5 protein-coding genes are annotated in these 6,303 nt (G+C 45.1%); all 5 read right to left on the reverse strand.

What is annotated here, in order from left to right; genetic code table 11:
- Positions 1-2: 2 nt before the first annotated feature.
- Positions 3-1,385, reverse strand: coding sequence for a DNA repair protein RadA (gene radA, locus ACFPA1_RS29395; RefSeq protein ID WP_378588692.1), 1,383 nt, complete (start codon positions 1,383-1,385; stop codon positions 3-5).
- A gap of 108 nt (positions 1,386-1,493) precedes the next feature.
- Entirely contained in the window at positions 1,494-3,935 is a 2,442-nt protein-coding gene (gene clpC / locus ACFPA1_RS29400; protein WP_213148294.1) for an ATP-dependent protease ATP-binding subunit ClpC, read from the reverse strand.
- Between the two features lie 4 nt (positions 3,936-3,939).
- Positions 3,940-5,022, reverse strand: a complete 1,083-nt coding sequence (locus ACFPA1_RS29405) for a protein arginine kinase (protein WP_213148295.1) — start codon at positions 5,020-5,022, stop codon at positions 3,940-3,942.
- 2 nt (positions 5,023-5,024) lie between these two features.
- Positions 5,025-5,573, reverse strand: coding sequence for a hypothetical protein (locus ACFPA1_RS29410; protein WP_213148296.1), 549 nt, complete (start codon positions 5,571-5,573; stop codon positions 5,025-5,027).
- Between the two features lie 20 nt (positions 5,574-5,593).
- The gene (locus tag ACFPA1_RS29415) at positions 5,594-6,055 is read right to left on the reverse strand and encodes a CtsR family transcriptional regulator (RefSeq protein ID WP_213148297.1); all 462 of its coding nucleotides are present in this window, start codon (positions 6,053-6,055) and stop codon (positions 5,594-5,596) included.
- Between the last annotated feature and the right edge of the window lie 248 nt (positions 6,056-6,303).

Below are 6,303 nucleotides of genomic sequence, written 5' to 3' on the forward strand. Positions count from 1 at the left end.
CGCTACCCTCCCAAAGCCACCTTCAGCGCCTCGCTGACTGACGAAACACCGATGAGTTCTACACCTATTGGCCCATTCCAGCCACTAAGATTATTAGCCGGCAGGATAACCCGCTCAAATCCCATTTTGGCAGCCTCCTGAACACGCTGCTCGATTCTTGAAACCCGTCTTACTTCTCCCGTTAAGCCGACCTCCCCAATAATACAATCTGTCGGCCGTGTTGGTTTGTCCCTAAAACTCGAAGCAATGCTTACGGCAATCGCCAAATCAATGGCTGGTTCATCCAATTTTACTCCGCCGGCTACCTTTAAATAGGCATCTTGATTGGCGAGGAGCATTCCGACCCGCTTCTCTAGAACAGCCATTAAGAGCGGTACCCGGTTGTGGTCAATCCCTGTTGCCATCCTTCTCGGGTTCCCAAAGCTGGTGGGCGAAATAAGTGCTTGGATTTCCACAAGAACAGGGCGGGTCCCTTCCATCGAAGCGACAACAGTCGATCCTGCCGCACCTCTGGAGCGCTCCTCCAAAAATATTTCCGATGGATTTTCGACCTCTTCAAGGCCAAATTCCTTCATTTCAAAAATTCCCATTTCATTTGTGGATCCAAAGCGGTTTTTTACAGCACGTAAAATTCGATAGGTATGGTGTCTTTCACCCTCAAAATAAAGGACCGTATCCACCATATGTTCGAGCAGCCTAGGACCGGCAATCGACCCTTCTTTTGTAACATGCCCGACAATAAAGATGGCAATCCCTTTCGTTTTGCCAATTCTCATTAATTCAGCCGTACATTCGCGAACCTGAGAAACACTACCGGGTGCTGAGGTAACCTCCGGGTGGTAAACCGTTTGGATGGAATCGATAATGACAAAGCTTGGATTTGTGCTTTCAATGGTCCTGTTAATTTCCTCAAGGTTTGTCTCCGCATATACCATTAAATTTGGCGAGGCGATGTTCAACCGTTCCGCCCGAAGCTTGGTTTGCCGTAAGGATTCTTCACCGGATATGTACAATACTTGATGATCCTTTTTTGCTAGCTGTGAAGATACTTGCAGAAGGAGCGTTGATTTTCCGATGCCCGGATCGCCGCCAATTAACACCAATGACCCCTTAACAACTCCGCCGCCAAGAACACGGTTCAATTCCTTTAAGTCAGTATGGATTCTCGGCTCGCTGACCGTTTCAATCGAAGTAATCGGAACCGGTTTAGAAAGAATGCCTGAACCACCCTGGGAATGGGCAAATGCTCCCCGTCTTTGCGCCCCGGTAACCTCTACTTCTTCGACCATACGATTCCAGCCGCCGCACCCTGGGCATTTTCCCATCCATTTTGGTGACTCATATCCGCAGTCCTGACACATGAATTTTGTTTTTCGCTTTACCATTCTTGCTCTTCCTCTCTGTGCGAAAAGACGTTCCCTTACATGGAAAAAGAGGTACACGATTTTACATTATTTACGTGTACCTCCCTTGATTGGTTTCATCTTACAAAATTATTTTGCCAAGCTCGTTTGCTCAGCTGATCTGACAACAAATTCACCATTCTCGACGTCAATAACAGCAAGCTGGCCGGTCAATAAATTCCCTTTTAGCAGCTCTTCCGACAGGCGGTCTTCAATATGTTTTTGAATGGCCCGTTTAAGCGGTCTTGCCCCATATTCAGGGTCATAGCCTTCTTCGGAAATTTTCCCTTTTGCCGCCGGTGTTAGTTCGATATCTATTTTTTGTTCCTTTAATCGCTTAATTAACTGATCAGATAGTAATGTGACAATTTCCTCCAAATGCTTTTTCTCAAGTGCATGGAAGACGATTATTTCATCAATCCGGTTCAGGAATTCAGGACGGAATGCTTTCTTCAGCTCTTCCATGACTTTGCCCTTCATGTCTTTGTAGTCCTGGGCAGAATCCTGGATATTAAAGCCGACATACTTATTCCGCTTCAGGGCTTCCGCACCAACGTTAGATGTCATAATCAGAACTGTATTGCGGAAATCGACTGTCCTTCCCTTCGAGTCAGTTAAGCGGCCATCTTCTAATACTTGGAGCAGGATATTAAACACATCCGGGTGCGCCTTTTCAATTTCATCCAAAAGGACAACTGAATATGGCTTTCTGCGGACTTTCTCGGTTAATTGTCCGCCCTCCTCATATCCTACATAGCCTGGAGGGGAACCGACAAGGCGGGATGTCGAATGCTTCTCCATATATTCCGACATATCGATCCGGATCATCGCATCCTCATCGCCAAACATTGCTTCAGCAAGGGCACGGGCTAATTCTGTTTTCCCGACCCCGGTTGGACCTAGGAAGATAAAGGAGCCAATCGGCCGCTTTGGATCTTTTAATCCTGCTCTCGCACGGCGGACCGCTTTGGATACAGCCAAAACTGCCTCTTCTTGGCCAATCACGCGGGAATGCAAGATTTCTTCTAAGTTAAGCAGTCTTGCAGTTTCTGTTTCTGCAAGTTTAGAGACCGGAATTCCAGTCCAGCTGGCTACAACGCTGGCAATATCCTCAACTGTTACTTGATTATTCTCTTTGCCCTGCTTTTCCTTCCAGCTTTTCTTCGTTTCTTCAAGTTGCTCACGCAGGCGCTGTTCTGAATCCCTTAATGATGCCGCCTTTTCGAATTCTTGGCTTTGTACGGCTGCATCCTTTTCCTTCCGCACATCCTCAAGCTTCACTTCCAGCTCCTTTAGGTTTGGCGGAGTGGTATAGGAACGGAGACGAACCTTAGACCCTGCTTCGTCGATTAAATCAATCGCTTTATCAGGCAGGAAGCGATCTGAGATATAACGGTCGGAAAGCTTTACCGCTGCTTCAATCGCCTCATCGGTAATGGATACACGATGGTGGGCTTCATAGCGGTCACGCAGCCCTTCTAAAATTTGAACGGATTCATCCGCAGTCGGCTCATCCACCCGAATCGGCTGGAAGCGGCGCTCTAAGGCAGCATCCTTTTCGATATATTTGCGGTATTCATCAAGGGTTGTCGCCCCGATACATTGCAGCTCGCCACGGGCAAGCGATGGTTTTAAAATATTGGAAGCATCAATGGCACCTTCCGCCCCGCCAGCACCGATTAATGTGTGCAATTCATCAATGAACAGGATGATATTTCCGGCTTGGCGGATTTCATCCATTACTTTTTTCAGACGGTCTTCGAACTCGCCGCGATACTTGGTTCCCGCAACTACTGTTCCCATATCAAGTGTCATGACACGCTTATCGCGAAGGATCTCTGGCACCTCATTATTGACAATCTGCTGGGCAAGGCCTTCCGCAATAGCTGTTTTACCAACCCCAGGCTCGCCAATCAATACCGGGTTGTTTTTAGTCCGGCGGCTCAGCACCTCGATTACACGCTGAATTTCCTTGCTGCGGCCAATCACTGGGTCAAGACTGCCTTCCCTTGCGATGGCTGTTAAATCTCTTGCAAGACTGTCGAGTGTAGGCGTATTGGCACTGGCGGATGCTCCGCCCTGATGCCCGCCGCTCTCATTGCTGCCTAATAATTGCAATACCTGCTGGCGCGCTTTATTCAAGCTTACCCCAAGATTATTAAGGACGCGGGCTGCCACCCCTTCTCCCTCACGGATCAGTCCAAGCAGAATATGCTCTGTCCCGACATAGGAATGTCCTAGTTTGCGGGCTTCATCCATTGAAAGTTCAATTACCTTTTTGGCTCTCGGAGTGTAGTGAATAATCTGTGAGGCTTCCTGCCCTTTGCCAATTAAATTTTCCACTTCTTTTTGAATCTTATCTGAGCCTAATCCAAGTCCATAAAGAGCTTTTGCTGCAATCCCTTCACCTTCGCGGATTAATCCCAATAAAATATGCTCAGTTCCAATGTTGTTATGCCCAAGACGAATTGCTTCTTCCTGTGCTAAAGCTAGAACCTTTTGTGCTCTTTCAGTAAAACGGCCGAACATCATACTATCACTCCTCACCAATATTTTTAGATTCCATTATAAAACGTTCCCGAATTAATGCCGCCCGCCTTATGTCTCTTTCATGCGGTCTTAATGGTCCTCCAGCATATTGCTGAAGAAAACCAGGCTGCGTTAAAATCATCAATTCATTTAAGATGTTCTTTGATACATAATTTATATATCCCATATCTATTCCAAGACGAACATCCGATAAACACTTTGCAGCTTCCTTCGTTTCAATAATCCGGCTGTTGGTTAAGACCCCTAGGGACCTGAACACCCTGTCTTCTAATTGTATGTTCGAAGTTTTGCGTAATGCTTCACGTGCCGACCTTTCTTGTGAAATTAACTGGCTGACAACCCCCATTAAATCGCGGCACATGTCTTCTTCAGATTTTCCAAGGGTAATTTGATTGGAAATTTGAAAAATATTGCCGAGTGCTTCACTTCCTTCACCGTAAATTCCCCGAACCACAAACCCTAATTGATTGATGGCTGGAATAATCCGGTTAATCTGCTGTGTTAAAATTAAACCCGGCAAATGCATCATCACCGATGCCCGAAGGCCAGTGCCGACATTTGTTGGACAGCTTGTTAAATAGCCGTATTTTTCATCAAAAGCATACTGGAGATGACCTTCAAGCCAATCGTCAATTTCATTGGCAGCATCTAATGCTTCTTTTAGCTGCAGCCCAGGAAATAGGCATTGAATCCGTATATGATCCTCTTCATTAATCATTATACTAACTTCTTCATTTTCGGATAATAAAACGGCACCATATGGTGAATCCTCTGCCAATTGCGGGCTGATTAGATGTTTTTCAACCAAGACCCTCTTTTGCAGCGGCTGCATCTCATCTATTTTCAGCAATTCCAAATGCCCAAAGTTTCGGAGGCTGGAAGTTTCCAAAATGCCCTCCAGCTCATTAATAACCTGTTTGGCTTCCTCATGTGAAAAAAGAGTTGGGAATTTATATGCTTCCAAGTTTCGCGCCAAGCGAATTCTCGAGCTGAGGACAATATCGGATTCAGGCCCTTCCTCACTCATCCAGGAGCTGACCGCTTGATTTAAAAAACGTTCGAGCGACACCGTTATTCCCCTCCCTCATGACCAGCCGCTAATTTTTTCTCCAGCTGACGGATTTCATCGCGGATGGTTGCGGCATTTTCAAATTCTTCATGGATAATAGATTCTCTTAACGAGTTTTTCAGTTCATCAATTTGCTTGCGGAGATAAATGGCCCCGCCAACTCTTTTTGGGATTTTCCCGTTATGGGTCCAATTTCCGCCATGAAGCCGCCTTAGAACAGGTTTTAATTGTTCTTTAAAGGTCTCGTAGCAGTGCGAACAGCCGAAGCGTCCTACTTTCAAAAACTGTGGAAATGTCATGGAACAATGGTGGCATTGCAGGATTTCTGCCTGTTGAAACGGGCTCTCGGTTGGCTGTTGAAATGCCGGGTCGAAGTTTAATAAACCTGCTAATAAATTATTAAAAGAAAACCCTGATTCACCATTAAAAATAAACATATCGCCCTTTTCCTGAGCACACTTTTCACAAAGGTGCACTTCCGTCTTTTCACCATTAATAATTTTTGTAAAATGGAGTGCCGCAGGCCTTTGATTACATTCTTGGCAAATCATACTTTCACCCTCTGGCTATATTATTTATATTTCAAAGATGTTAACATTGCCTTTAACATTCTTGCTCTTAATTCATCCCGGTATGGAAGTTCAATATACAAAACAGATCGATCAATTACGCTTAACATGATTTTAGCCTCTCTCTTTGTAATAATCTCTTCCTGAATAAGCCGGCCAATCACATCCTCCGCACTTGCCTGACTGCATCGGCTATGGATAAGTGACAGCAAATGGTCAATCAATTGGGCCGAATCATGAGACTGCACCTTAATAATCCGGATATATCCGCCCCCGCCCCGTTTGCTTTCCACGACATACCCCCGTTCAATCGTGAATCGGGTGTTAATGACATAGTTAATTTGCGAAGGAACACATTGAAATTTATCAGCAACCTCGCTGCGTTTGATTTCCACAATATCTTCTTCACTCATATCCAAAACCTGCTTCAGATATTTCTCGATAATATCGGAGATGTTTCTCATCTTCCCACCCCCTTGCACCATCTGACTTTGACTATATTTGACATTAATTATACTCAATTTTATTTCCAGATGCAACGATTCACTATTATATGATTTTCTCCAAATCTCGCGGTTGCGAAACCTATGATTGATGGGAAAAAACTACTAAATTTAAAGGATTGTGATGCATGGGGACGGTTCTTCTTACGATTAGTCAAGGGTTTTTGTGAAGTTTAATTCTAAATGTTTTCATTAGAGGGTTTTTGAGC

The organism is Neobacillus sp. GCM10023253, from assembly GCF_042653105.1.
Lineage (GTDB): Bacteria > Bacillota > Bacilli > Bacillales > Cytobacillaceae > Neobacillus > Neobacillus citreus.

Coding starts and splice junctions, on each gene's coding strand:
- radA (WP_378588692.1), bottom strand. CDS start 1,385: ATGGTAAAGCGAAAAACAAAATTCATGTGTCAGGACTGCGGATATGAG.
- clpC (WP_213148294.1), bottom strand. CDS start 3,935: ATGATGTTCGGCCGTTTTACTGAAAGAGCACAAAAGGTTCTAGCTTTA.
- ACFPA1_RS29410 (WP_213148296.1), bottom strand. CDS start 5,573: ATGATTTGCCAAGAATGTAATCAAAGGCCTGCGGCACTCCATTTTACA.
- ACFPA1_RS29415 (WP_213148297.1), bottom strand. CDS start 6,055: ATGAGAAACATCTCCGATATTATCGAGAAATATCTGAAGCAGGTTTTG.